This window comes from Paenibacillus sp. FSL H7-0357 (assembly GCF_000758525.1).
In the GTDB taxonomy this organism is placed as follows: Bacteria; Bacillota; Bacilli; order Paenibacillales; family Paenibacillaceae; genus Paenibacillus_AQ.
On record NZ_CP009241.1, the window covers coordinates 4,465,354 to 4,490,295 of the forward strand.

Genomic DNA, 24,942 nt, shown 5'->3' on the forward strand with positions numbered 1-24,942 from the left:
TTACACCTCCATAACTAACATATCAGGATTTGCGAGCAGGGTCTTAATATAATTCATGAAGTTCTGTGCTGTTGCACCGTCGATGATACGGTGGTCAAAGCTCAGGGACAGCGCCATAACAGGAGCGGCTACGATTTCGCCGTTCTTCACAACTGGTTTCTCCGTGATACGTCCAGTACCGAGGATCGCCACTTCAGGGAAGTTGATGATCGGTGTAAAGAACATACCGCCAGCGGAACCGATGTTGCTGATGGAGATTGTGCTGCCTCTCATTTCGTTAGCTGCCAACTTACCGTCGCGTCCGCGCACAGCCAGATCGGTAATGCTGCTGGCAATCATCCAGATGCTCTTACGGTCAGCATCCTTGATAACCGGAACTATCAAACCGTTGTCTGTATCTGTAGCGATACCGATATTGTAGTATTTCTTGTAGACAATTTCATTGGACTCTTCATCAATCATGGCGTTAAGCGCCGGGAATTGACGGGAAGCGGCCACGAGTGCTTTGACGATAAACGGAAGATAAGTCACCTTCACGCCTTTCTTCTCAGCAACTGGTTTCATGCGGGCACGGAAAGCTACAAGCTCGGTAACATCCACTTCGTCCATGATGGTAACGTGAGGCGCAGTGTATGCGGATTTAACCATCGCATTGGAAATCGCTTTACGGATACCCTTGAATGGTACACGTTCTTCTTCAAGGCTTACATTGCCGGATGCTGCTGGTGCAGCTTCTTTGGCCTTGGCTTTTGGTGCTTCCGATGCTGCTGGTGCAGCAGCCGGTGCAACTGCTGCCGGTGCAGCGGAGCCGCCTTTCAGGAAGGCTTCAACATCTTCATGAGTGATCTTGCCGTTCTTGCCGGAGCCGTTCACCTTGGAGATGTCAACACTCTGCTCACGGGCAAACTTGCGCACACTTGGCGTAGCAAGTACATCGCGGTTTGGAGCAGGAACCGCTGCTGGTGCAGCTGCTGCCGGTGCAGTTTCTTGAGCAGCCGGAGCTTCAGCGTGGCCGCCTTCCTGCTGTGGAACTTCGCCTTCTGCAGCAATGATCGCTACAACTTCGCCCACACGGCATACCTGTCCGTCCTTCACACGTACTTCAAGCACTGTGCCGTTAACCGGGCAAGGCACTTCTACTACAGCTTTGTCATTCTGTACTTCCATTACGATATCGTCATCGGTTACTTTGTCGCCGACTTTGATATGCATTTTGATAATTTCGCCTTCATGCAGACCTTCGCCCAGTTCAGGGAACCGGTATTCAAAGTTTACAGCGCCGCCAGCTGCAGGGCTGCTGGTTGCCGGAGAAGTCTTAGTGTCAGCTCCGCCTTTGGCTGCATCTGCTTCTTGAGTAGCCTGTGCTTCCGCATGGCCGCCCTCCTGCTCAGGAACATCGCCTTCTGCATCAATAATTGCCACTACTTCGCCTACGCGGCAGACTTGACCGTCTTTGGTGAAGACTTCAAGCACTGTACCGTTGACCGGACAAGGAACTTCTACAACCGCCTTGTCATTCTGTACTTCCATTACGATATCGTCATCGGTTACTTTATCGCCGGCTTTGATATGCATTTTGATAATTTCGCCTTCATGCAGACCTTCGCCCAGCTCAGGGAACCGGTACTCAAATTTTGCCACCTTGATAACCTCCTAATAGTTATATAGCCGATGCTTCTTCAACTAACTTCTCAGAAACTCGCTTCGAAAGCATCCGCTTAGTTTGTGAATACCTCAAAAGCAAATCAGAAACGGGTGCCGCCCTTTTACAAGGGCGGCAAGGACGTTTCTTCTTAGAATTCCATAACTTTCTTAACAGCTGCAACTACGCGTGCTGGTGTAGGAATCCAACTATCCTCGATTTGCGCGAACGGATAAATGGTGTCCGGACCGGCAACACGAAGCACTGGCGCTTCCAGATGAAGAATAGCTTTTTCATTGATTTGTGCGATTACCTCTGCAGCCACACCGGAGCTCTTTTGCGCTTCTTGCACAACGATCGCACGGTTTGTCTTCTTCACAGAAGCAACGATGGTATCAATATCAATCGGGCTAACCGTACGCAGATCGATAATTTCAGCCTTGATGCCTTCCTTTTCCAGCTGATCGGCCGCTTTGGTAGCAGTATGTACCATTAGACCGTAAGAGATAATTGTAACATCCGAACCTTCGCGGACAACATTTGCTTTGCCCAGCTCGACGGTATATTCACCTTCAGGCACTTCTGCACGGAATGCATGGTACAGGTTCAAGTGCTCCATGAAGAATACCGGGTCATTGTCACGGATCGAGGCAATCAGAAGTCCCTTTGCATCGTAGGGATTGGAAGGAATAACCACTTTGATCCCCGGGCTTTGAGCGATCAGGCCTTCGAGTGAATCGGTATGCAGTTCAGCCGCTTTTACGCCGCCGCCAAATGGAGTACGGAATACTACAGGAGCATTGAATCTGCCCCCGGAACGCCAGCGCAGGCGTGCAGCCTGAACGACGATTTGATCGAGTGCTTCAAAGATGAAACCAACAAACTGGATTTCAGCGATCGGACGGAATCCTTGCACGCCCAGACCAAAAGCCAGACCGCCGATGGCGGATTCAGCAAGCGGAGTATCGAAAACACGATCTTCGCCAAATTCTTTTTGCAGCCCTTCCGTTACACGGAAGACGCCCCCTACATTCCCTACATCCTCACCGAAGATAAGAACGTTAGGGTCACGGTTCAGTTCAACGCGCATTGCGTCACGAATTGCTTCTTTCATATTCATTTGTGCCATTGCCTGATATCCCCCTTATTCAAAATCGGCTTTTTGTTCTTCCAGATGTTTCGGAGTTACCTCGAACATGCTGTCGATCAAGCCAGGAACGGTCATTTTTTCGGTTTGCTCTGCTTTTTTAATCTGCTCGTTAACAGTCGCTTTCGCTTCTTCTCTTACGCGCAGCGTATCTTCTTCGGTCCAGAGGCCTTTCTTCTCCAAATACTTGGCAAGACGGGCAATCGGATCCTTCTCGTTCCATTGTCCTTCTTCTTCTTTGGAACGGTATTTGCTGGCGTCATCGGAAAGGGAATGCGGACGGAAACGGTAAGTCACAGCTTCAATCAGCGTAGCTCCTTCGCCTTTGCGTGCGCGTTCTGCAGCTTCCTGCACCGCGGAGATTACTGCAAAGACGTCCATGCCGTCGATCTTAATACCGGGAATACCAGCTGCTACTGCTTTATGTGCAATGGATTTGGCAGCCGTTTGCTTCGCGAACGGAGTCGTAATCGCATAGCCGTTATTTTGAACAAAGAAGATTACCGGCAATTTGAAGCGTCCGGCAAAGTTAAGACCTTCATAGAAGTCGCCTTCGGAAGAACCGCCGTCACCAGTGTAAGTAATAGCAACGTTTTGTTGTTTCTTCAATTTGAAGCCCATTGCAATTCCGGTAGCGTGCAGAATTTGTGCACCGATGATAATCTGAGGCATAAGAACATTTACACCTTCAGGAATCTCACCGCCATGTTGATGGCCGCGGGAATATAAGAAAGCCTGGTATAATGGAAGTCCATGCCATACCAACTGCGGAATGTCACGGTAGCCAGGGCATACGAAATCTTCTTTCTGCAGGGCGTATTCACTGCCCACCATGGTTGCTTCTTGTCCGGATACCGGCGCGTAGAATCCCAGGCGGCCTTGACGACCCAAGTTGACCGCACGGTCATCCCAAGTACGGGTAAATACCATACGATACATGATTTCTTTCAGTTGATCATCGGTAAGTGTAGGCATCTTATCCTTGTTGATAACTTCTCCATCCGGGGAAAGTACCGAAAGGGCCTCTACGTCCTCTGTATACACTTCATAAGGAACTCTAGTCATCATTTTCACCTCAATAAAAAAATTTGAATACCATTTGAATATCAGTGGCCTCTGTTATAGAATTATTATACACCTGTTTTATCTGTTTCGTCAAAGAAATACGCATAAAATTTATGTTTCCATAAATTTTGTATGTATAACAGGTTGATAAATATCCTATAACAGATTAGAGTTTTTTAAGCAAGTAAATGATTAATGCCACATTTACCGCTTGGGTAATTTTAACGCACTGCTACGTTTAATGCAAAATTCGACAAGAAAGGTGACGATTCAGCTATGAGCGAACCTGTTTTTCTGAAACGTACAATTGTTAAGCAAACATTATGGAGTGAATTTCTCCAGGAAGAACGCAGGCTGCGCATTTATCTCCCCCCCGGTTATAACGAAGTCCTCAGTTATCCGGTAGTGTACTGCCAGGATGGTGAGGAGTTCTTCAACTTCGGCCGCATCGCTACTCTTGCCGGGCAGCTGATTGTGGAAGAAGATGTGGAACCTTTCATTATTGTTGGCGTGGAAGTAAATGTCCCCGTGCGGACACAGGAGTATGCCCCCTTTGGCAGCAGGTTCAAGCAATACCTGTCTTGCTTTGCCGAAGAGATTATTCCCTTCATTGAACATAATTATCCGGTTCGCCGCACCCCTGATGAGCGGATCATCGCCGGAGACTCCTTGGGCGGCAGTGTTTCTCTGCATTTGGCACTGGCATATCCCGGGCTTTTCACCCGTGTCCTTAGTCTTTCCGGTGCATATTATCCGGAGTCACGTGAAATCATTGCGCAGGAAGAGGACCTCTCCTGGCTTACTATTAATATGGTAGTAGGACTGCAAGAAACTGAATACCAGACGGATACCGGAGTTTACGATTTCGTGCAGATGAACAGGGATACCAAGGCTTTGCTGGAATCGCGGGGCGCTACAGTATCCTACCGCGAAAAAGACGGGCGTCATCTCTGGGGATTTTGGCAAAAAGAGCTCCCAGAATCATTACTCTATTTCTTTAACTCATGAAACAGGTGAAATGGGCAAAATAATGAACATACTGCGAACGTATGTATGTTTCCTAACTGATTACGCTTTCAAATCATGACGGGCATTACGGTGCCCGTCCTTTTTTTTGCAAGGACGGCAACCGATATTCTGGAATGTGGCGCCCTGTCTAGAGCTTCTCCGCAATAATCCGCTCCAGCAGTACATCGCAGCCGGCACTGATCAGATCATAGACCTGCTCGAAGTTACCGGTGAAATAAGGGTCTGGTACCTCGCGCAGCTCTTCATCCGGCAGCAAATCCATGAAGAACAGCAGCTCCGCGTCCTTCCCCCCGGGAAGCTTGCGGACATTCTCCCCATTTGATTTGTCCATGCACACTATATATTGAAACTTTTCAAAATCACCGCTGCTAACCAGGCGAGCTGTCATATTCTCATAGCTGATTCCCCACTGATCGAGAATACGGCGGGTTCCTTCATGCGGTGCTTTGCCGATATGCCAGTCACCAGTACCGGCAGAATCCACCGAGATTCTATCGGATAGCTTGCGTTCACCAATTTTATGGCGGAGCACCGCTTCTGCCATAGGCGAGCGGCAAATATTGCCCAGACAAACGAATAATACACTTACGATTTCTCTCACCTCCTGCAATTGTTTCCTCAGTTATTTAATCTGCACATTTCATAAACGAAACGTACTCTATTCATTTTAGCGTTGTCCGCATCAATTGTACAACTTTTCAATCTGCATTATACTTGGTCAGGATGACAAACTATGTAGCAGATTTAAAGGAGGGGATTGTATTGCCATCCAAACGTGTTGTTATTTTTGCCGGCGGCGAGCTGTCAGAGGAGTTTTTACTACTATTAGATGAAGAAGATTTTATTATCGGTGCTGACCGTGGCGCCTTGTTTCTAATATCCCATGGGTATACACCCGACATTGCCGTTGGCGATTTCGACTCTGTCTCCCCAGAAGCACTGCAGCAGATTGAGGCAGGAAGCAAAAAAACCATCACCTGCGACCCTGTGGACAAGGACTTGACCGACAGCGAGATGGCGCTTGAGCTTGCACTCAACACCCAGCCCGAGTCGATTCTGCTGATCGGTGTGACCGGCACGCGGATGGACCATACTCTGGCCGGGATCCAGATGATGACAAGAGCACTGCAGCGGCAGGTAAGCTGCTCTGTGATGGATACTCATAATTATATCACCCTGACCGGTTCGCAGGCGCTGGTGCATGAGCGGGGGTATACTTATGTCTCTTTACTCCCTCTGACTCCTGAAGTTACAGGGATTACACTTCAAGGTTTCCAATACCCGCTTACCGATGCCACGCTTAAGCTTGGCCAGTCTCTTGCCGTAAGCAACCGTCTGATAGAGGAGTGCGGAACAGTTACTATTGAGAGCGGTCTGCTGCTGATTATTCAGAGTAAAGATTGATTTACATATGAATTCGGAGACATCGTTGTAACCTTTGTTTCAAAATGAAAAAGCCGGGATAACCCTTGTCAGAAAAGGGGTTTCCGGCTTTTTTTGTATCGAAATAACCGTCAAATATTAATATTTTGTAACTTTTAATGCGATTTTAATAAAACGCTTACAACCCATATCCAGCTTGCTTTTGAACCCTCTGTTCCATATTTTAGGGCATGTATAACCTGCTATACTACGAAACAGAGAAAGACGAATGAATGATAGATACAAACCTGGGAGGTATTACAACATGAAAAAGCAACAATGGTTTAAGCAAGCAATCGTCGTAGGAATGTGCACCACAATTGGCCTGAGTACACTAATGGTTACAGGAGCCGGCACAGCACCCGTTGCTGCTGCATCCGTGACGTCGTCCTCTACTGGACAAAAGGTTGTTAATTTCGGCAAAAACTATATGGGTACCCGTTATCAGTTCGGCGCATCCACTTCTACTACCAGATATTTTGACTGCTCTTCCTTTACCAAATACATTTTCGCCAAATATGGCGTCAATCTGCCGCGCACATCTGCAGCGCAATCGAAAGTCGGAACCTATGTTTCCAAAGCTAACCTTCGTGTAGGCGATCTGGTGTTTTTCTCCAGCGGCAGCAGAGCTAACGGCAGAAACGTAACTCACGTAGCTGTATATGCAGGAAATGGCAAGATTCTTCACACTTATGGCTCACCGGGTGTAACGATTTCGGATTTGAACTCCGGAAACTGGAAAAGAACCTACCTTAAAGCCCGTCGCGTACTGTAGTTTTCTACAAGTGGAAACGGCTTCGCCGTCCTCAAAAGGACGGTATCCGTTTCAGCGAGAAATAGAAGGATAACTTAACGCGTGAAACATATAAATTCTTATCTTTTAAAATAGTTTTCAGCGCTTTCCATGCACCGGAAGTCAGTCCGTCTCTACCCCTTCCGGTGCGCGCATTACATATCCGGTTCCACGTACGGTATGAATCAGCTTATTGCGATGGCCCTTGTCCACTTTCAACCGGATATGCCGGATGTAGACATCTACTACATTCGTATCCGCTTGAAAATGGTATCCCCAGACATGCTTTAGAATCTCGCCGCGGGGACAGATTTCCCCCAAATGCACGGCGAGGTAATACAGCAGATCAAATTCTTTGGGGGTCAGTGTAAGGGAATTTCCGTCCCGGCTAACCAGCCTGCGGCTGGGGTCCAGCACCAGTCCATCGACCTTAAGCCGTGTCTCATGGCCCCTCCGGTGTCCGGTGAGCCATAACAGATTCATTACCCTGCATTTGAACTCGCCTGCATGAAGCGGCTTCTTCAAGTATTCATTGCCGCCCGCCTCAAAAGCCGCAACTACCTCTCCTTCCGAATTGCCGCCGGATATGACTACTACTGGCAGAAACACGCCCCGTTCTCTAAGATCCGCAATAATTCCCCATCCCTCCCATCCTCGGGCATCGTACAGCTCTGTTAAGAGCAGTACGGGCTCCTCTCTGGACAGCATTAAGCGAAGATCTTCAAGATCTCCGCTTAATGCTGTTTGCAGTCCAAGCTCATGCAGAGTGAGCTCAATGAATTGATGCTCCTCTTCTCTCCTGGTTCTGTCTTCCGCAGATTCTTTACTGCCAAGGACTGCCCCGGGCGCAAACCATACGACTACCTCATTCATGGACATCCCCGCCTCACTCATCGTTCGATAGCGGCCGCACGGCCGCAGATATTCATTAGATTTCCCGCAAAGCAAAGAGACCATTCCTCAGAAATGGTCTCTTTGCTGACTTCTATTAACAATTATTTCACAAAATCAATCTCCTGAAAGCCCGCCACCTCAGTGTCCCAGCGTTCACGCACAAAAGCCTGATGACTGGGGTGATTATTATAGGCCTCGTAAGCCTCCTGATTATCGAACTCCATCGAGAAGCCAAAGTCATATTCACATTTGGCACTCACCTGGCGCAGCACCTCAAAATTGCGCACCACCGGAATAGCGCTGAGAATATCCTCTCCGGCTCTCAGAAATGCCGCTGTTTCCTCAGAATTTACCGGATGTTTTAACGTAAAGATTGCCATGTGACGGATCGTTCCATTGTTCATTCTATCCTCTCCCCTTCATTATCCGAAATACCGGTGATAAAAGCTGCGGGCTGCTGCAATATCACTGGTTCCATGAATCAAAGCTCGTCCATCAGTGAAAATGACCATGCGGTAAGGCCCATCCGTATAGGAGACAAGATAAGGATTGCTCTCTACCTTGCCGGCCCCCAGTCTGGACAGCCGGTCTGCCGTTTCCTGCAGATTCAGCTTCTGCCGCCGCGCCGGACGGATCTGCACGGTGTCCCGGCCACAGAGCACATCGCTCCGTTCCGTATTCGCCGCTGTCAGATAAGGATAAACCGGCTGGCTGCCGCAGGACGGACAATCACTCTTCTTGGCAGCTTTGACACCGATCTCCTGATGTTCATTACGCCACACATCAAAGGTCAGCAGCTTGTTGCGAAGCTGTTCCTTCCGTCCTCCGAGCAGCTTCAGCGCCTCCGCTGTAGCGTTAGCAGTAACGAGCTGCACTGCCTGCGGCAGAATCCCCGCCGTATCACAGGTATCCCCACCCAGAGGTATAGTCCCCAGCAGGCAGTTCAGACATGGTGTTTCTCCAGGCAGTATCGTATAGGTAATACCATAGCTGCCTACGCAGCCCCCATAGATCCAGGGAATGCCGTACTTCATCGCCATATCATTTATAATTAGCCGGGTATCAAAGTTATCAGTACCATCCATGATGAGGTCCACGCCGTGAAGCAGGCTTTCCAGTTCTTCGGCACGCACATCCAGCACATGCGCTTCAACCTTTATTTCGGAATTGATGTTCTCCAGTCTGGCTTTGGCCGCTTCCGCTTTGGGCATACGCCCGATAGCGTCCTCCTCGGTGTACAGCTGCTGGCGCTGCAGATTGCTCCACTCCACATAATCACGGTCGGCAAGAATCAGGCGTCCCACTCCGCAGCGCGCCAGTGTCTCGGCAATCCCCGTGCCAAGCGCTCCAGCTCCAACAATAAGTACGCTGGAACGTGCTAGGCCCTGCTGCCCCTCTATCCCGAAAGGTGTAAAGCGTACCTGGCGTGAATATCGTCCATCCCGGCCTGAAGAATGGACAGCAGACTCTTTTTCATGTTCATTATGGCTCATCCCGGAAACAACCCCCCATATTTAAAAGCCGGGGAACAGCACCAATAACATTGCTCTTCCCCGGACTTTGAAATTCAACTATACAGATTGCGCCGACCACTGCTCAACATCCCAAGTCTTTGTCACCCAATCTTCGTAGAAATCAGGTTCATGAGATACGAGCAGAATGGTACCTTTGTATTCCTGCAGGGCACGCTTCAGCTCTGCTTTGGCGACGATATCAAGGTGATTTGTAGGCTCGTCGAATAAAATCCAATTGCTTTCGCGCATCATCAGCTTACATATACGCACCTTAGCCTGTTCCCCACCGCTCAACATGCTCAGCGGACGGGTAATATGCTCATTTTTCAATCCGCAACGGGCCAGATGGGCGCGCACTTCATGCTGATTGAGACTGGAAAATTCATTCCAGACATCATCAATCGGTGTAATGTTAGCAGCCTTAACCTCCTGCTGGAAGTAGGCAGAACTGAGGAAATCACCCAAGTACGTTTTTCCGCTGTAAGCGGGAAGCACGCCGAGTATCGTCTTCAGCAGCGTGGATTTACCTACACCGTTGCAGCCGACAATTGCAATCTTCTCCCCGCGTTCAATCGTCATATTCAGCTTTGGCAGCAGCGGACGGTCGTAGCCAATCTCGAAGTCGATGCCTTCAAATACAGTCTTGCCGCTGGCCCGGCTTTCCTTGAACGAAAACGTCGGCTTGGCCGCTTCTTCTGGACGTTCAATCCGTTCCAGACGGTCGAGCTGCTTCTCACGGCTCTTCGCCCGTCCCGATGTGGAAGCGCGCGCCTTGTTTCGCTGAATGAAATCCTCTTGCTTCTTAATGAACTCCTGCTGCTTCTCATAAGCATCAATATGCTGGTTCTTGTTCATGTCAGCCATATCAAGGAATTGCTCATAGTTGGCCGTATAGCGGGTCAGCTTGGCAAATTCAAGATGGTACACGACATTAACAACCTTGTTCATAAATTCAGTATCATGGGAAATCAGCAAAAAGGCATAAGGATACTGCTTCAGGTAGTTGGTAAGCCAGTCAATATGCTCCACGTCCAGATAGTTAGTAGGCTCATCGAGCAACAGCACATTCGGTTTCTCCAGCAGCAGCTTGGCCAGCAGCACCTTAGTCCGCTGTCCTCCGCTGAGCGAAGCGACATCACGGTCCAGGCCAATCGCCGTCAATCCCAGCCCGTTGCCCATTTCCTCAACCTTCACATCAATCAAATAGAAATCTCCGATATCCAGCTGTTCCTGGATTTCACCCATCTGTTCCAGCAGCAGTTCCAGCTCTTCCGGAGAGGCATCGCCCATTTTCTCGGTAATCGCCATCATCTCATTCTCCAGCTCAAGCAGCGGCAGGAAAGCATCCTTCAGCACATCGCGCACGGTTTTACCCGGCGTAAGATTGGTATGTTGATCCAGATAGCCATAACGCACCTTGGGAGTCCATTCCACTCTCCCGCTATCCTTCAGCAAAGTTCCGGTCAAAATATTCATCAGCGTCGATTTGCCGACGCCATTCGCCCCCACCAGTCCAACATGCTCTCCGTCGAGCAGCCGGAAATTCACATTCTTGAAGAGCTGCCGGTCTCCGAAGTTGTGGGAAACGTCTTCTACTGTAAGTAAACTCATAAATTCTCCGTAAGCTCCTATCTATATTTAAAAATAAGCAGTATTCTGTCAATACATACAACGACCATTTTAGCACAAGTAAGCGCCAGCCTGAAATAGGAATTTAACTGAATGAAAGATCTATTGCAATATAATTCCATTCATTTACGTTCTTTTCTGAAAAAAACCATAGCGTTTTTCAGAATTCTTCTTCACGCTTTCACTTAGCAGTTCATCCAGAACCTCCAGTAGCTTCCCTTTCCGTTGAAAAGGATCCTGCTGGAGCGGCAAACTGTATACCCTCCCAATACAAAGCGCCGATTCTAGCAGCAGCGCTGCAGATTTTCCAGCAAACGGCAGACAAATCCGCCACTGCGGCTGTGGTGCAAGCCCGCTGCGGCGCAGCCAGTGAAGAGTATCTTCCAGTCTCCATTCGGCTCCCGATGTAATCAGCATCGGAACATCGCTGGCCGTGAACGCCTCAAATGCACCCTCATATCCGCCTGTTCCAAGGTCAAGTACTATAAACTGATATCCCCTCTCCAGTATTTCTGTCATATTCCCATGTTCTGGACGCTGCCAGAAATGCAGCTCTTTCCATTCCAGAGGAAGAACTTTACTGGTGGGAAATCCCCCGGCCACCGGAAAATCAAACAGGCTGCGGATACGATCATAAACGGATGAATCCGGGCTGAAATCCACCCAGGCCGTCATCCCCCTCCTGGAAAGGCTGCTGGCCACTGCCAGAGAGGTATGTGTCGTGCCGAGGCCCGAAGCTGTCCCGAGCAGCGCCACAATGGTTGTTTTCCGTTTCGTCTCCGGGCCGGAAACCCGCATCTCCCGGAATGTGTAATTCTCAGCCGCTGCTTCAATCGGCTCCAGCGCACGTAGCACCTCCTCAGCGCTTTGATATCTTTCTTCGGGATGATGGCGCAGCAAACGTCTGATGACAGGAATCAGTTTATCCGGAATTACCCGGCGCAGCTTGGCCTCCATGCCCGGTTGCCAGCGGCTGTATTGACCGGCAGAAGCCATATACAATATTAGCGCTCCCAAACCATAGAGGTCCGTGAAAGGCCCGCTCTGTCCGTTGCCGTATTGTTCCGGTGCGGCGAAGCCGACAGTCCCCAGCTTCTCGGTATCTTCACCTGCACCGCTTCTGTAGCTGCGGGCAATGCCAAAATCAATCAGCATCAGCGAATTCGTCCCGGTCAGCATAATATTAGAGGGCTTCAAATCACGGTAAATAATCGGCGGTTGATGCCCGTGCAAATAACATAATACCTCCAGCAGCTGTTTGACATAGCTCATCAGCTGTTCAGTCTGTATCGGTACAGGATGCCCGGCCATATACTGGCTAAGGGTCACACCTTCGATATAATCCATAACCAGATAACAATATCCTTCTTCATCCGGAGGGTAGAAGTCGGCAACTCTCGGGAATAGCTTGTGGTTCAGCGAGATAAGCATATCTGCTTCCGCCAGAACGGATCCGTAATTCCCTTCGCCTTCAAAGCACATGCTTTCCTTCACGGCCCAGCGTTTGCCCGCCAGCCGTATATCCTCCGCCAGATATACATAACTCATTCCGCCCGTACCGATTAAAGCAGTGATTTGGTACCTGTCTCCAAGAACCTGCCCCACAGCAAGCTTCGATTCGTAATTCATCCTCATTTCCTCCTTGTCCCTAGCCTGATACAAACAAAAAAGAGGGAGAGCCACCGTTATACAAGCTTAACCCGGCGATTCGCCGGAAGCGTAGATAACGGGATGCTTTCCCTCTAATAACTAAATTATTTATAGAATGAACTAATGCTGTTACCTAAACAAAGATTCACTTAATACTTGATCATATACAGTGTAATCTCGTCACGGTTATGAAACAGCTGCTTCGCCCGCTGAATCTGCATCCGTTCACCTTCAAACATACTGATGATTTCCTTAATCATCGCCAGTGGCTTCTTATGCATTAGCTTCACTGTAACAACCGCCGTTCCACCTGGCGTGAGACTGTGCAGCAGCCCCGTAACCAGCTTCGCCATCAGCTTGGGGCTCCAGCTCATATCGCAGACCAGCAGATCAAACTCGTTCTCGCGGAATTTCACTTCACCCGCATTTTTGCGCAGAATCTTCAGTCCCGGCTGATTGCGCAGCGATTCATGCATCAGTGCCGGGTCAACGGCCGTCACCTTGAGGCCGCGCTCCAGCAGGAATGATGTCCAGCCGCCCGGAGAAGCGCCAATATCGACCGCATTGCGAAAGCTGGAGAACGGAATGGCAAATTCCTTCTCCGCTTCCATCAGCTTAAACTTCGCCCGTGAAATTTGCCCATCCTCCTTGCGGAAACGGATCATTCCGCCGTTCCAGCTGGACAGGTTGTCCTCAGGCCGGGATACTCCGGCATACAGCGCCTCTCCGTCTGCATATACAGATATAACCCACGCAGGCTCCTGTACGGTGAATTCCGCACCCAGACTCACGAGCTGCTCCTGCAGCCATTCCCGAAGCTCGCCGGGACTGTCCTGCCAGAAGGAGCTTCCGCCTTTGCGCACATGCAGCGAAACCTTCTCGCCTTCCAATTCTTTGCGCCGGCTCAGATAGGCTACCAGCCGTTCCAGGGCAGACGGGTTGCCCTGATCCTGGAACTGCACGGGCTGAATATGCCGCAGAAAGATCGGCAGGTTCTGCGCCAGCAGGCTGGATACCTCATCCGGCTCCGCCTCCAGTGTCGCCAAGAAGATCTCACCCGGCAGCAGCAGCGTACTCTTCACCGCGCCGAACAGGCGACGGAGCTCTTCCTGGGCATAAGGTGCAAAGCCGTGATTGGCGGTGCAGATATAACGTGAAAGGGTCTTTTCTTCCGGAGCAGCTGTCTGCTCACCGTTCTCTTGTATACTATCGTTCAAATCATTTGCCTCCAGGTCTGATTTTAATCCAGGGACGACCGCTATCCCATTCAACTTCTACGGGAATATCAAAAGTAGCCAAGATCATTTCTTTGGTTAATACTTCTTCTTTGGGGCCGGAGCCTGCCAGCTTTCCGTCACGGATCAGCGCCACATGGGTAAAGAGCGGCACAATCTCTTCCACATGATGTGTAACGTAAACTACGGATACATCACGCTGCTTCAGCTTGTCGATCTCGGCGAGCATTTTCTCCCGCTCGTAAAGATCAAGGCCAGCGCAGGGTTCATCCATAATCAGCAGCTTCGGCTCGGCCATCAGGCAGCGGGCCAGCATCGCCTTTTTGCGTTCTCCTTGGGACAAGGTGCCAAACGGATGATAGGCCATATCTCCGAGGTTCATCTCTTCAAGCAGCCTTTTCGCCTGATCCTGAACAGATTGTGGAATCGCCTGATAAAATCGCAGATAAGCATAAGCACCGGTAGCTACCACTTCCCACACGGGGTCGGTGAGCGACAGCTTTTCCATCAGTGACGGGCCGATATAGCCGATTTCCTTGCGCACTTCACGCAGATCGCACTGGCCGTATTTATAGCCCAGTACCTCAACGGATCCGCTGCTTGGAAACAAATAACCAGTCATCATCTCCAGAATGGTTGTTTTACCGGAACCGTTCCGTCCAAGAATAACCCAGTTTTCGCCTTGCTTCATTTCCAGCGACACATCGTCAAGAATCTGGCTTTGCTCCCGTCTAAGGGTAAGATGTTGTAAAGATATCATTTATGAGGTCACTCTCCTTATGTATTCCAGCACTTGTTCTACAGAACCCATTGCATAATGAATCTCCGGTTCAGAGCAGCGGTCCGCCGGGACCACCAGCAGTGCAGGGACACTTGAAATACGGTAGAGGTTCACGAGCTCCGGAAGCATGTTCACATTCCCGCCAGCCATTATCAAATCTTGGGGCAGCAGATGAGCCGCTACCTCCAGCATCCGCCGGGCAGCCTTACAGGTCCCGCAAAGCGGGGTATACAGAAAAACAGCAAGCGGTTCACGCCTCTGCTCCAGCAAACCCAGCAGCTCGGATTGATTCATTTCAGTAATTTCAGTCATATGCATCCCGCTCCTGCAGCAATTTCCATTAGCTTCTCAGCTGTGATCGGTCCATAATGCAGTACGCTTCCCTCAGGTCTTGCAGCATACAACAGCTCATACATTTCTTTGCGGCCAGCTGCACTTGAGGTATGCAGATAGATCTCCCGGGGATACAAGCCTTCCAGCACGATTCGTCTGGCCACTTCAGCCCCGTTGTAATCTTCCGGCCCCATATCATAATCCAGCGACAGGATACCGACCTCGCATTCACGCAAGAGCAGCAGACATTCTTCCGTTGTCCGGGCCAGTGTGAAGCCGGAAGGCAGCTTTCTTAGATCATCCATATAAATATTTATCACGGTCTGTCCTCCGCTTCATACCAGGCCAGCACGGCAGCAATCTCCTGGCGGTGGGTGCCGTCCGGCCCCTTTCCGGTTTCCAAGGCAACTGCCATGTGACGGAAATGCTCTGAGGTCAGCAGCTTCCGCAGATTCTCTGCACCAATATGGCCTTGTCCGATCGGCGCGTGCCTGTCCCGGCGCAGCCCATAGGGATAAAGGGAATCATTCAGATGTACGGCAACGAGATGCGGCCAGTAATTCAGCGCAGCCCCCCGTTCCAGCAGTTCCTCCGTATGCTGCGGATTCCAGATCCCCGATGCAAAAGCATGACAGGTATCAAAACAAAATCCGATCTTCTCCGGAAAGCGGCTAAGCTCGCGTACCTTAACCAGCTCTTCCAGCGTCATGCCTTCATTGCCATGATTCCCGGCCTGATTCTCAATCAGCAGTTTGGTCCGGCCATTCCAGGCGACCAGTGTGTCATTCATACATTGTATAATATTTTGATAGCCTTGTAACGGCTCTATTCCGGCAAAATGTCCGAAATGCACGACTATCCCCAGCGAACCGCAGGCCTCCGCGATTTCCAGATCATTCAGCAGCGACGCCACCATGATCTCTCGGGAAGCCGCACCATTGGTACCGGCCGCCATATTCGTCGGGTAAGGAGTATGCGCGATAGACACGATTCCCTTCTCCCTGCAGAAGGCAGCGCAGTCCTCGGCATCCCGCCTGTCCACCGGCTTCAGCTTCAGACTGCGCGGATTCTTCGGAAAATATTGAAAACATGCCGCACCGCTCTCCCAGGCGAACCGGGCCGCACGCCCGTATCCGCCGCGAATGCTGACATGAGCCCCGATTTTGGGGCTATTCTTCATGCTGGCAATCCGGGCAATAGAACACTTTACGCCCGGATTGCTCCGTCTTAATTATCGTTCCCCCGCCGCGCAGGCATGGTTCGCCTTCCCGGTCATATACCTTGCACTGGTCATTGTAAGAGCCGGTAACTGTATCGCCGGCCATAAACGGCATCTCCATATAGCCGCCGATTTCCGTTGCCTCCGTCAGTACCTTGCGGATACTGTCATACAAGCGTGTAATCGCCTCGGGTGATAGATTCTGAACCAATACCGAGGGCAGCAGCCTTGCCTCAAAAGCAATTTCATCGGCGTAGCAGTTGCCGATGCCGGCCATAACCTGCTGGTTTACGAGCAGGCTCTTAAGTGCGCCGCGGCGTCCCTTCAGCAGTCCTGCGAAACGCTCCGCAGTCATTCTGCGGTCCAGAAGCTCAGGACCCAGCTTGCCCATTGCCGCTTCGCTTTCCTTAACCGACAACAGATGAAGGTATCCGAGCCGCAGACCCATAAAGTATAGGATGTGCTCGCCGAAGGCCAATTCCACCTGTGTACTGCGATCCGGACGTTCTTCCTCTGTTCCATAGTAAAGCAATCCGCCGAGCATTAAATGCAGCAGCAGCCTGCGGCCATCGTGAAGGTGGAACAGAATATGCTTGGCACGGCGTTCTACAAACACAATGCGCGCACCTACCAGTGCGTTGACAAAGGCTTCAGTGTCCATATTTATTGTTTTTTCTCTATTCACAGTTACACCCGTAATTGGAACATTTATAAGATGCTGGCTTAGCAGCTTTCGGTAATTCTCCATTTCCGGCAGTTCCGGCATATTCACATCGTCCCTTCTAGGTTGGTAAAGCAATCACAACATTGACATTATACACCGAGCCTTGCCATAAGTTCAGCTAAATCAGCATAAATTTCATCTGGTGTTACGCCTGTTATTTGTTGATAATGTTCAAAATTGTCCGCTGTAGTCAGGCCGGTAAGCACCAATATCGTCCGGCAGCCGGCTTTTACCCCGGCCGAAATGTCAGTCCGCATATTATCCCCGACAACTACAGCCGTCTCTGGTTTAATTCCCAGCAGTGCAGTTGCATAGGTGACCAGGTGCGATTCCGGTTTGCCGATGACTACGGGGGACACACCGCTTGCGGCTTCAATCGCCGCCCCCAGTGATCCCGCTCCCGGCATGACCCCATCATCGGAAGGCAGCATCAAATCCGGGTTCGTCAGCACAAATTTCGCACCTTCCTGAATCCAGCGGGAAGCCTGCGCCAGTGAATCATATGTAAAAGAGCGGTAAATCCCTTGCACCACATACTCCGGTTTCTCCGTCACAATTAACAATCCTGCAGCTGTACAAGCTTCAATCAATCCCTCTTCCCCAAGTATCGCCACCCTTGCCTTTGGTGATTCCTCGGCAACATAACGTGCTGCAGCCATTGAGGAAGTGCAGACCTCTTCCGCCTTGGCTTCAATGCCCATCCCGTTCAGATGTGCGGCGACAGCCGCCGCTGTCCGTGACGAATTGTTTGTTACAAACAGAAAGGGGATTCCCGCTGAGCGCAGTCCTGCTATCAGTCTGTCAGCGCCGGGAATCATCACGCCTCCGTGAAATAATGTCCCGTCAAGATCAATCAGCAAACCTCCGATATCTTTCATACCGCTCCCTCCATCCCCAGAATATTAATTAATGCAATTAATAAATCACTCAATTAATTAACATTAAATGAACCGCAGCAATAGCAGACAAACCCGCAACTGTTCGGCATTTTCTCTATTGCTTCGTGCTGTTTTAACGAGTCTAATCTTTAAAATTTAACATACATCGTCGAACGATAGCGAACCGCTGTCCTGTTGGTCTTTTTATGGCAGTACAGTGTCATTTCCTGCGCTTTCCCGGAAAATAATTTAATTCCCCGGGCCATTTCCCGCTGGCTTCAGGGAGTTTCGCCGATACACCGGAAAGGTGCAGAACTCTTCTGCGAGCAGTGTATTCGGGAAGATCGCCTGCGCCTCTTCCAGCAGTGGAGCAAGCTCTTCCTGCGAAATATAACGTGAGCTGAAGTGTGTCAGTAACAGTTCCCGTCCTTCCGCTTCATGGGCAAGCATAGCCGCCTGCCGGGCAGTGCTGTGATGATATTGATAGGCCATATCCGCCAGTTCATGGGCGAAGGTTGCCTCATGTACGATAAGATCAGCACCCTGTGCCAGCGGTAGACTTCCCTTACAAGGCCGTGTGTCGCCCAGAATAGTCACGATGCGTCCTTTTTTCGGCTCGTTGACCACATCTGCAGCGCGAATGAGCGTCCCTTCATCGGTAACGACATCTTCACCTTTCTTCAGCTTGCCGTAAAGCGGCCCCGGCTTCAACCCATAGCTTCGAAGCAGTTCTGTATTGAGACTTCCCGGACTGTCTTTCTCTGTTACCCTGTAACCGTAGCTGTCAATCCGGTGCTCCAGCAGGCCAGCCTCCACCTTAAAGCTGTCGTCTTCAAACACGAGACCTCCGGTATGCTCTACAATATCAAGCTTATATGGAATACGGGACTGGCTGACGGATAATGAAATGTCCAGAAAAGCCTTCAGGCCCGGTGGACCATATACAGTTAGCGGAGCAGTTCCACCCTGATATCCGCGGCTCGACAGCAGACCCGGTAAGCCAAACAGGTGATCACCGTGCAGATGGGTAATAAACAGCTTCTCCAGCTTACCCAGCCGCAGTGGAGAACGCAAGACCTGGTGCTGAGTGGCTTCTCCACAGTCAAACATCCAGAAACTGCGCCGTTCCTCAAGCAGTCTTAGGGCAATTGAGGTAACATTGCGCTGTAGGGTCGGCACACCTGCATTAGTGCCCAGAAAATAAACCTCCATAATAATCCTCCTCTCTTTTTTCTGTAAAGACAAAAACATCTTCCTTACACCTATGAAATGCATTCTACCTCTTTTACGAAATGAAATCATCTTTCTCTGCATTTCTTCCGCTCCAGCTTCGTTCCCAGCAAAAAACCTCCCGATTACGGGAGGTTCCGCTTAGTAGGATTTCCACCTTCAGACCAGTCCATGGGGATTGGGAAGCTTACAGCTTCTCTACGTTGAAATACTGCGCTTCTGGATGGGCGAAGACCATCGCTGATACTGACGCCTCCGGCTCCATCATGAAGCCTTCGGTAAGATGGACACCGATATCCTCAGGCATAAGCAGCTTGAACAGCGGCCCTTGATCCTCCAGATCCGGGCAGGCCGGATATCCGAAGGAAACGCGGATCCCCTGGTACCGCGCACCATGTCTCTGCTTCATCGTCATATCTGCAGGATCCGGGAAGCCCCAGGTATCCCGCATCATGTGATGAACACGCTCAGCAAGCCCTTCAGCAACCTCAAGCGCCACTGCCTGCAAAGCATGGGAACGGAGGTAATCCCCCTTCTCTTTCAGTTCAGTCGACAATTCACGGACACCGTGACCGGCGGTAACGACCAGGAACCCGACATAATCCATAATTCCGCTCTCCACTGGCTTCAGGAAGTCGGCAAGACAGAGAAACGGCTCGACATTCTGCCGCGGGAAAGTAAAGGTATGCAGAACCTCTGCAGTGTTCTGCGGGTTATAGATCAGTATATCGTTACCCTGGGACTGTGCCGGGAAAAATTGATACATGGCATGAGGCTTAATGGTGCCCTCCAGCATCGCGTGATGCAGGATGTCATCCACTGTCTCCTTCAATTCAACGGTGCGGGCATCCCCGGCGGCAAGCTGTGCTTCCACCGAACCGCGTAATCCCAGGTGATGGCCCAGCAGCATCTGCATATTCACATATGGAATGATATGACCTAGCGGATAGCCGCGCAGCACATGGCGCTCTACGTCCGGCGGAATGAATACAGGTGCATCTGCTGAAATCTTGGACCGGACGGCCCGGGTCAGCACCGGAAGCTCCTGCTGCGGTGCCACCGCAACCGCCGCCTCCGCTTCAAGGCGGACCTCTTCTTCAATCTTGGCCCGCTCCAGCGGATTCATCAGCCGGTTAGCGATATCCAGACCATCCATCGCATCTTTAGCGTACAGTACCAGGCCGTCATATTCAGGCCGGATACGATTTTTAGTGAATTTACGGGTCAACGCGGCACCGCCTACCATGATCGGCACATCAATACCTGCTGAGCGCAAATCCTGGGCAGTCAGGACCATCTGCTGCGCCGACTTGACGAGCAGGCCGGATAGGCCGATCGCATCGGCCTTCTCCCGGCGGAAAGCTTCAATGATATTTTCAGGTGGTACTTTTATACCCAGATTAACGATCTGGTAACCATTGTTGGAGAGAATGATCTCCACAAGGTTCTTACCGATATCATGGACATCCCCTTTGACGGTGGCTAGCATAATCTTGCCTTTCACCGATGTCTCGTCCTTCTGCATAAACTGCTCCAGATGGCCGACAGAGGCCTTCATTACTTCAGCGCTTTGCAGCACTTCAGCGACAATCAGCTCATTGTTGTTAAATAACCGGCCCACCTCGGACATTCCAGCCATAAGCGGCCCGTTGATGATTTCCAGCGGACCACTTTTGGTCAGCGCTTCGTTAAGATCAGGTATCAGCCCTTCCTTCGTTCCTTCAACCACATAGGAAGCGAGCCGTTCTTCCAGCGAAAGATTGGAGATCTTCTCTTTCTTCTCAACCTTTTTCTCACGGAACGCAGCAACGAAGGCAGACAGAGTCTCATCATTCGTATTGTAAATCAGCTGCTCAGCCAGATGGCGCTCTTCTTCCGGGATGGAAGCATAACGCTCTACCTTCTCCGTGTTCACGATGGCATAGTCCAGTCCGGCCTTCGTGCATTCATACAGGAAGACCGAGTTCAGCACCTCGCGGCCCGCTTCCGGCAGTCCAAAGGAAACGTTACTGATCCCCAGTATCGTATGCACGGAAGGCAGGGCTTCCTTAATCATGCGGATACCGTCGATGGTCTCCTTAGCAGAGCCGATATACTGCTCATCCCCTGTACCAACAGGGAACACGAGTGTATCAAATATCAGGTCCTCAGCCGCCAGCCCATATTTGTTCACCAGCAGATCATAGGAGCGTTTGGCAACCTCCAGCTTGTCTTCCGCTTTAATGGCCTGTCCGGATTCATCAATCGTGCCTACGACAATCGCAGCCCCGTATTTATGAATCAGCGGTGTAACCAGTTCGAATTTTTCTTCACCATCTTCAAGGTTAATGGAGTTAATAATCGCTTTACCCTGGCAATATTGCAGCGCCAGATCAATAACCTTGGGATCGGTTGTATCGATCATCAATGGAACCTTCACCTTTTTGACTACCAGCTCCAGAAACAGCTTGATGTCCTCGATCTCATCGCGGTCCGGATCCTGTACGCAGACGTCAATGACCTGAGCTCCACTCTTGACCTGTGCCCGGGCAATCTCCGAGGCTTCCTCGTATTTCCCTTCCACGATCAGCCGCTTGAATTTCCGCGAGCCGAGTACATTCGTACGCTCACCTACCATATAAGGACGGTTGTCACTCTCAACGTAAACAGGCTCAATGCCTGACAATGCCGGCGGATGACTTCCCTCCAGCTGGCGCGGCGGATAAGCCGCTAGTGTCTCTGCCATCGCCCGGATATGATCCGGTGTCGTTCCGCAGCACCCGCCGGCAATATTCAGCCAGCCCTTCTCGGCAAAACCTGCCAGCTTGCGGGCAAGCGAATCCGGTGACTCATGATAGTTCCCGTTCTCATCCGGTAACCCGGCATTGGGATAGCAGCTAACTGCTGCCGAAGAAATTGCCGAGAGCGACCGGATATGATCGCGCATAAACTCGGGTCCGGTTGCACAGTTCAGCCCGATGGAGATCGGCTTCAGATGCTCCAGCGAGATATAGAACGCCTCAATATTCTGTCCAGCGAGCGTCGTGCCCATCGGTTCGATAGTACCCGAGATCATGACTGGCAAAGTGATGCCTGCCTTCTCAAAGGCGTTGCGGATGCCGATGCTTCCGGCTTTCACATTCAAAGTATCCTGGGAAGTTTCCAGCAGCAGGGCATCCACTTTGCCGTCAATCAGCGCTATAGCCTGCTCCTCGTAGCTATCCACCAGCTCCTGGAATGTTACGCCTCCGGTGACCGAAAGCGTTTTTGTTGTCGGACCCATCGCCCCGATTACGTAACGCGGGTGATCGGGCGTTTCAATCTTTTCAACAGCATTTCTGGCCAGCCTCGCAGCTTCCAGGTTAATCTCCCGGGCCCGCTGAGGGATATCGTATTCGGCAAGCACAACCGAGGTTGCGCCGAAGGTATTCGTCTCGATCAGATCTGCGCCTGCTTCAAGATATTGTTCATGAATAGTCTGTATAACCTCCGGACGGGTGAGCACAAGCATCTCATTACAGCCATCCAGCTCATCCCCGCCAAAATCTTCACCGGTAAGTGGCACCTGTTGAATCATCGTGCCCATTGCTCCGTCTAAAATCAGTATCCGCTGCTGCAAGCTTTCAGCAAGTGTGTATTTAGCCACTTCATATCCCCCCAGTAAAACATTAGAGTAAGTTTAGCAGAATAAAGCGGAATCGAAAAGCCTTCCTTTCCACTCTGCATAATAGTTTTTCTTTATAGCCAGCCTCTATCTCTATTTCATTATGGCTGCACTGTAAGTTCTTTAGTCGGCATAGAGTGCTGTGTTCTAGCTGTTACATGCGAAGTCACATCATAGTTGCCTTCCTTCATCAGGATCGACTCAGCTTTATATGTACCGTTGCCGGAGAGCTTGCCTTCAAGCTCCTGCTTGTCTTCTTCATTATTTTTATTCACAATCTCAAAAAGCACCGCCTTCGCATCATCCACAGCTTCACTGCCCTGGGTAACCACAGCCTCAAAAACTACCTTTTGATTTACCGACACGTCCCCCGGATTCCAGCTCAGCTCGACGTGAATCGGTTCCATAGAGTGCTCTGATCCGTCATGCATATGGCTTGATTCTCCATTATTACCTGAACAGCTTACAATCATTGACATCGCCGCAATCGTAAAAAGAGCAATCAGCTTCTTGGGTTTCATCATCCGGAGTCCTCCCGACCAAGGTAGAATTTATAATGATATTTCCAGCTTGCGGTTGCATTCTTTTACTATTATACACAACATATTCGCAATTTTAGAAGATTGCTTAAACTTTCACGCCTTTTTCGTGAAGTTAGTCATTTACAGATGGATTCTCTCCCTATAATTGACCAACCTCTTGCTTTGAGCGCAAAAAAGCCAGCATCCCATTAGGGGATACCGGCTTCACAAAGGTTACACTATAGCGATTGTACCAGGGGGAGGAGCTCAGAGAGATGGCCGATTCTATAATCCGGCTGAATCTCAGGATTTGGTAATTTGCCAGTACGGTTAATCCAGACAGTAGTCAAGCCAGCGGCCAAGCCGCCCTTAATATCCGTCGTGAGTTTGTCGCCGACCATCATCCCTTGTTCAGGGGTTACATCCAGCAGCGAAAGAGCATGCAGGAAGATATCCTTGTCCGGCTTTCCTTTGCCAAAGCTGCCTGAGATGACTACATGATCAAAATAGTGGATAAGCTCCGGCACTCCGTCGAGCTTCTCCTGCTGCAGTGACGGGCAACCATTCGTGAGCAGCAGCAGCTTCACTTTACCACGGAGCGCATCAAGCACCTGTAACGTCTCTTCATACATGTAAGGCAGGCTACGGCGCTCGGCAGCAAACCTGTCTGCCAGCGTTTCGGCAAGCACCTCATCTTCGACACCGAGGGAGGCCAGACCACGCCGCCACGACTCTTTACGGTATACAGGAGCCAACTGCTGGAGCTTACGGAACTCCGGTTGTTCTCCAGCTGAGAAATTGGACCAAAGTGCTTCATAAGGATTAATCCCGATCATCTTTGTGAAAGGGAACGTCTCATAAGTCTCATAAAGATTCCTGGCTTCCCTGCGAACGGCAACTTCAAGCTCTTTAGGATCAATGGAGTCACCTGCAGCTTCACATGCATTGCGGAAGGCTTCTTCAACACTCCGTTCATCCCAGAGCAATGTATCGTCAAGATCAAATAGTACGGCGGTAATTGGCATTAGACTTCTCCCTCTCCCTATGCTGTTATATCTTCCTACTCGTGTACTACTTCGATATTATTGGCTTTGCCGAACTCCTCCAGGCGTACACCCATGGCCTCAGTGTTATACCGGTTAATCAGCTTGGAGAAAATCCACTGTTTGCGCTTGCCCTTATATTTAAGCACAACCACTCCACGGGACAATGTGATCTTCTCAATATCTCCCGCCTGCAGCCAGCGTTCACGGTTATACTTAATCGTAGACACTCTGTTGCGCTCAACCTTCAGATACGGACGCCGGAAGAATAGAAGTGCCGCCAGCGCAAAGTAAAGAACGACGCCCAGCCAATTGGCAAGGATGCCGCTGCCTCTGGCCTCGTCGATCGAGCCTACCACCCAGAACATAATTCCAAGCAGCATTAGAACAACAGGAAATACAATGTTGCGGCCCTTAAAGATATCACTGTTTTTCGCAGCTGATTTTGACGAAGAAGCATAAATGGAATCCTTGCCCTGCTTCTTTCTTTGCTTGTTGACCTGCTGTGTGTTGCGTTGAACCATTCTTTCCCAAGAACGGGCCATGTCAG

At 50.4% G+C, this 24,942-nt stretch carries 24 protein-coding genes; 3 read left to right on the forward strand and 21 right to left on the reverse strand.

Features of this window, described 5'->3' with window-relative positions; all coding sequences use genetic code 11:
• The 3 genes from H70357_RS19390 to pdhA all read right to left on the reverse strand — a co-directional run bounded on the left by H70357_RS19390 (position 1) and on the right by pdhA (position 3,854).
• Positions 1–1,641 carry a 2-oxo acid dehydrogenase subunit E2 gene (locus tag H70357_RS19390; RefSeq protein ID WP_038592920.1) on the reverse strand — a complete coding sequence of 547 codons (1,641 nt, stop codon included), beginning with the start codon at positions 1,639–1,641 and terminating at the stop codon, positions 1–3.
• 152 nt (positions 1,642–1,793) lie between these two features.
• Entirely contained in the window at positions 1,794–2,771 is a 978-nt protein-coding gene (locus H70357_RS19395; protein WP_038592923.1) for an alpha-ketoacid dehydrogenase subunit beta, read from the reverse strand.
• Between the two features lie 15 nt (positions 2,772–2,786).
• On the reverse strand, positions 2,787–3,854 hold the full coding sequence (gene pdhA / locus H70357_RS19400) for a pyruvate dehydrogenase (acetyl-transferring) E1 component subunit alpha (RefSeq protein WP_038592926.1): 1,068 nt from the start codon (positions 3,852–3,854) through the stop codon (positions 2,787–2,789).
• Positions 3,855–4,130: 276 nt separating this feature from the next.
• Between pdhA and H70357_RS19405 the strand changes: the two genes are divergently transcribed.
• Positions 4,131–4,862 carry an alpha/beta hydrolase gene (locus H70357_RS19405; protein WP_038592929.1) on the forward strand — a complete coding sequence of 244 codons (732 nt, stop codon included), beginning with the start codon at positions 4,131–4,133 and terminating at the stop codon, positions 4,860–4,862.
• Between the two features lie 148 nt (positions 4,863–5,010).
• On the opposite strand, the gene H70357_RS19410 is transcribed toward H70357_RS19405, so the two are convergent.
• Positions 5,011–5,475 (reverse strand): low molecular weight protein-tyrosine-phosphatase, encoded by a 465-nt coding sequence (locus H70357_RS19410; RefSeq protein WP_038599989.1) that lies wholly within the window; start codon positions 5,473–5,475, stop codon positions 5,011–5,013.
• A gap of 170 nt (positions 5,476–5,645) precedes the next feature.
• Here H70357_RS19410 and H70357_RS19415 point away from each other — a divergent pair, with 170 nt between their 5' ends.
• Positions 5,646–6,287 carry a thiamine diphosphokinase gene (locus tag H70357_RS19415; RefSeq protein ID WP_038592932.1) on the forward strand — a complete coding sequence of 214 codons (642 nt, stop codon included), beginning with the start codon at positions 5,646–5,648 and terminating at the stop codon, positions 6,285–6,287.
• Positions 6,288–6,570: 283 nt separating this feature from the next.
• Entirely contained in the window at positions 6,571–7,080 is a 510-nt protein-coding gene (locus H70357_RS19420) for a C40 family peptidase (protein ID WP_038592935.1), read from the forward strand.
• A 141-nt stretch (positions 7,081–7,221) separates the two neighbouring features.
• On the opposite strand, the gene H70357_RS19425 is transcribed toward H70357_RS19420, so the two are convergent.
• The 17 genes from H70357_RS19425 to H70357_RS19505 all read right to left on the reverse strand — a co-directional run bounded on the left by H70357_RS19425 (position 7,222) and on the right by H70357_RS19505 (position 24,937).
• The gene (locus H70357_RS19425; protein WP_052092137.1) at positions 7,222–7,971 is read right to left on the reverse strand and encodes a winged helix-turn-helix domain-containing protein; all 750 of its coding nucleotides are present in this window, start codon (positions 7,969–7,971) and stop codon (positions 7,222–7,224) included.
• 122 nt (positions 7,972–8,093) lie between these two features.
• Complete coding sequence (locus H70357_RS19430; RefSeq protein WP_038592937.1) at positions 8,094–8,396, reverse strand: Dabb family protein; 303 nt, start codon at positions 8,394–8,396, stop codon at positions 8,094–8,096.
• 18 nt (positions 8,397–8,414) lie between these two features.
• Entirely contained in the window at positions 8,415–9,485 is a 1,071-nt protein-coding gene (locus H70357_RS19435) for a ThiF family adenylyltransferase (RefSeq protein WP_038592940.1), read from the reverse strand.
• 78 nt (positions 9,486–9,563) lie between these two features.
• Positions 9,564–11,117, reverse strand: a complete 1,554-nt coding sequence (locus tag H70357_RS19440; RefSeq protein ID WP_038592943.1) for an ABC-F family ATP-binding cassette domain-containing protein — start codon at positions 11,115–11,117, stop codon at positions 9,564–9,566.
• 144 nt (positions 11,118–11,261) lie between these two features.
• Positions 11,262–12,764 (reverse strand): serine/threonine-protein kinase, encoded by a 1,503-nt coding sequence (locus tag H70357_RS19445; RefSeq protein WP_038592945.1) that lies wholly within the window; start codon positions 12,762–12,764, stop codon positions 11,262–11,264.
• A 170-nt stretch (positions 12,765–12,934) separates the two neighbouring features.
• Complete coding sequence (locus tag H70357_RS19450; RefSeq protein ID WP_052092138.1) at positions 12,935–14,002, reverse strand: SAM-dependent methyltransferase; 1,068 nt, start codon at positions 14,000–14,002, stop codon at positions 12,935–12,937.
• A gap of 1 nt (position 14,003) precedes the next feature.
• On the reverse strand, positions 14,004–14,780 hold the full coding sequence (locus H70357_RS19455) for an ABC transporter ATP-binding protein (protein WP_038592948.1): 777 nt from the start codon (positions 14,778–14,780) through the stop codon (positions 14,004–14,006).
• Positions 14,781–15,113 (reverse strand): thioredoxin family protein, encoded by a 333-nt coding sequence (locus tag H70357_RS19460; protein WP_231578285.1) that lies wholly within the window; start codon positions 15,111–15,113, stop codon positions 14,781–14,783. It lies immediately after the preceding gene.
• Positions 15,110–15,454: a cyclic-phosphate processing receiver domain-containing protein gene (locus H70357_RS19465; RefSeq protein WP_038592951.1), complete on the reverse strand. Its 345-nt coding sequence runs from the start codon at positions 15,452–15,454 to the stop codon at positions 15,110–15,112. Before H70357_RS19465 ends, H70357_RS19460 begins: the two co-directional genes overlap by 4 nt.
• Positions 15,451–16,314, reverse strand: a complete 864-nt coding sequence (locus H70357_RS19470; RefSeq protein WP_038592953.1) for a deoxyribonuclease IV — start codon at positions 16,312–16,314, stop codon at positions 15,451–15,453. The genes H70357_RS19465 and H70357_RS19470 overlap by 4 nt, the downstream gene beginning before the upstream one ends.
• Positions 16,304–17,119 (reverse strand): Fpg/Nei family DNA glycosylase, encoded by an 816-nt coding sequence (locus H70357_RS19475; protein ID WP_038592956.1) that lies wholly within the window; start codon positions 17,117–17,119, stop codon positions 16,304–16,306. The genes H70357_RS19470 and H70357_RS19475 overlap by 11 nt, the downstream gene beginning before the upstream one ends.
• 47 nt (positions 17,120–17,166) lie before the next feature.
• On the reverse strand, positions 17,167–17,955 hold the full coding sequence (locus H70357_RS19480) for an HAD-IIA family hydrolase (protein ID WP_038592959.1): 789 nt from the start codon (positions 17,953–17,955) through the stop codon (positions 17,167–17,169).
• Positions 17,956–18,204: 249 nt separating this feature from the next.
• Entirely contained in the window at positions 18,205–19,167 is a 963-nt protein-coding gene (rnz, locus tag H70357_RS19485; protein ID WP_038592962.1) for a ribonuclease Z, read from the reverse strand.
• A 205-nt stretch (positions 19,168–19,372) separates the two neighbouring features.
• The gene (gene metH, locus H70357_RS19490) at positions 19,373–22,750 is read right to left on the reverse strand and encodes a methionine synthase (protein ID WP_442950476.1); all 3,378 of its coding nucleotides are present in this window, start codon (positions 22,748–22,750) and stop codon (positions 19,373–19,375) included.
• 179 nt (positions 22,751–22,929) lie between these two features.
• Positions 22,930–23,352: a FixH family protein gene (locus H70357_RS19495; protein WP_052092139.1), complete on the reverse strand. Its 423-nt coding sequence runs from the start codon at positions 23,350–23,352 to the stop codon at positions 22,930–22,932.
• 236 nt (positions 23,353–23,588) lie between these two features.
• Positions 23,589–24,374: an HAD family hydrolase gene (locus H70357_RS19500; protein WP_038592967.1), complete on the reverse strand. Its 786-nt coding sequence runs from the start codon at positions 24,372–24,374 to the stop codon at positions 23,589–23,591.
• Between the two features lie 35 nt (positions 24,375–24,409).
• Positions 24,410–24,937 (reverse strand): hypothetical protein, encoded by a 528-nt coding sequence (locus H70357_RS19505; RefSeq protein WP_038592970.1) that lies wholly within the window; start codon positions 24,935–24,937, stop codon positions 24,410–24,412.
• Positions 24,938–24,942: the final 5 nt, after the last annotated feature.

What these genes read in the sequence shown, in the direction of transcription:
- H70357_RS19395 (WP_038592923.1), bottom strand. Translation starts at nt 2,771, where the DNA reads ATGGCACAAATGAATATGAAAGAAGCAATTCGTGACGCAATGCGCGTT.
- pdhA (WP_038592926.1), bottom strand. Translation starts at nt 3,854, where the DNA reads ATGACTAGAGTTCCTTATGAAGTGTATACAGAGGACGTAGAGGCCCTT.
- H70357_RS19405 (WP_038592929.1), top strand. Translation starts at nt 4,131, where the DNA reads ATGAGCGAACCTGTTTTTCTGAAACGTACAATTGTTAAGCAAACATTA.
- H70357_RS19420 (WP_038592935.1), top strand. Translation starts at nt 6,571, where the DNA reads ATGAAAAAGCAACAATGGTTTAAGCAAGCAATCGTCGTAGGAATGTGC.
- H70357_RS19425 (WP_052092137.1), bottom strand. Translation starts at nt 7,971, where the DNA reads ATGAATGAGGTAGTCGTATGGTTTGCGCCCGGGGCAGTCCTTGGCAGT.
- H70357_RS19430 (WP_038592937.1), bottom strand. Translation starts at nt 8,396, where the DNA reads ATGAACAATGGAACGATCCGTCACATGGCAATCTTTACGTTAAAACAT.
- H70357_RS19435 (WP_038592940.1), bottom strand. Translation starts at nt 9,485, where the DNA reads ATGAGCCATAATGAACATGAAAAAGAGTCTGCTGTCCATTCTTCAGGC.
- H70357_RS19440 (WP_038592943.1), bottom strand. Translation starts at nt 11,117, where the DNA reads ATGAGTTTACTTACAGTAGAAGACGTTTCCCACAACTTCGGAGACCGG.
- H70357_RS19445 (WP_038592945.1), bottom strand. Translation starts at nt 12,764, where the DNA reads ATGAATTACGAATCGAAGCTTGCTGTGGGGCAGGTTCTTGGAGACAGG.
- H70357_RS19455 (WP_038592948.1), bottom strand. Translation starts at nt 14,780, where the DNA reads ATGATATCTTTACAACATCTTACCCTTAGACGGGAGCAAAGCCAGATT.
- H70357_RS19460 (WP_231578285.1), bottom strand. Translation starts at nt 15,113, where the DNA reads ATGACTGAAATTACTGAAATGAATCAATCCGAGCTGCTGGGTTTGCTG.
- H70357_RS19470 (WP_038592953.1), bottom strand. Translation starts at nt 16,314, where the DNA reads ATGAAGAATAGCCCCAAAATCGGGGCTCATGTCAGCATTCGCGGCGGA.
- H70357_RS19475 (WP_038592956.1), bottom strand. Translation starts at nt 17,119, where the DNA reads ATGCCGGAACTGCCGGAAATGGAGAATTACCGAAAGCTGCTAAGCCAG.
- H70357_RS19480 (WP_038592959.1), bottom strand. Translation starts at nt 17,955, where the DNA reads ATGAAAGATATCGGAGGTTTGCTGATTGATCTTGACGGGACATTATTT.
- rnz (WP_038592962.1), bottom strand. Translation starts at nt 19,167, where the DNA reads ATGGAGGTTTATTTTCTGGGCACTAATGCAGGTGTGCCGACCCTACAG.
- metH (WP_442950476.1), bottom strand. Translation starts at nt 22,750, where the DNA reads ATGGGCACGATGATTCAACAGGTGCCACTTACCGGTGAAGATTTTGGC.
- H70357_RS19495 (WP_052092139.1), bottom strand. Translation starts at nt 23,352, where the DNA reads ATGATGAAACCCAAGAAGCTGATTGCTCTTTTTACGATTGCGGCGATG.
- H70357_RS19500 (WP_038592967.1), bottom strand. Translation starts at nt 24,374, where the DNA reads ATGCCAATTACCGCCGTACTATTTGATCTTGACGATACATTGCTCTGG.
- H70357_RS19505 (WP_038592970.1), bottom strand. Translation starts at nt 24,937, where the DNA reads ATGGCCCGTTCTTGGGAAAGAATGGTTCAACGCAACACACAGCAGGTC.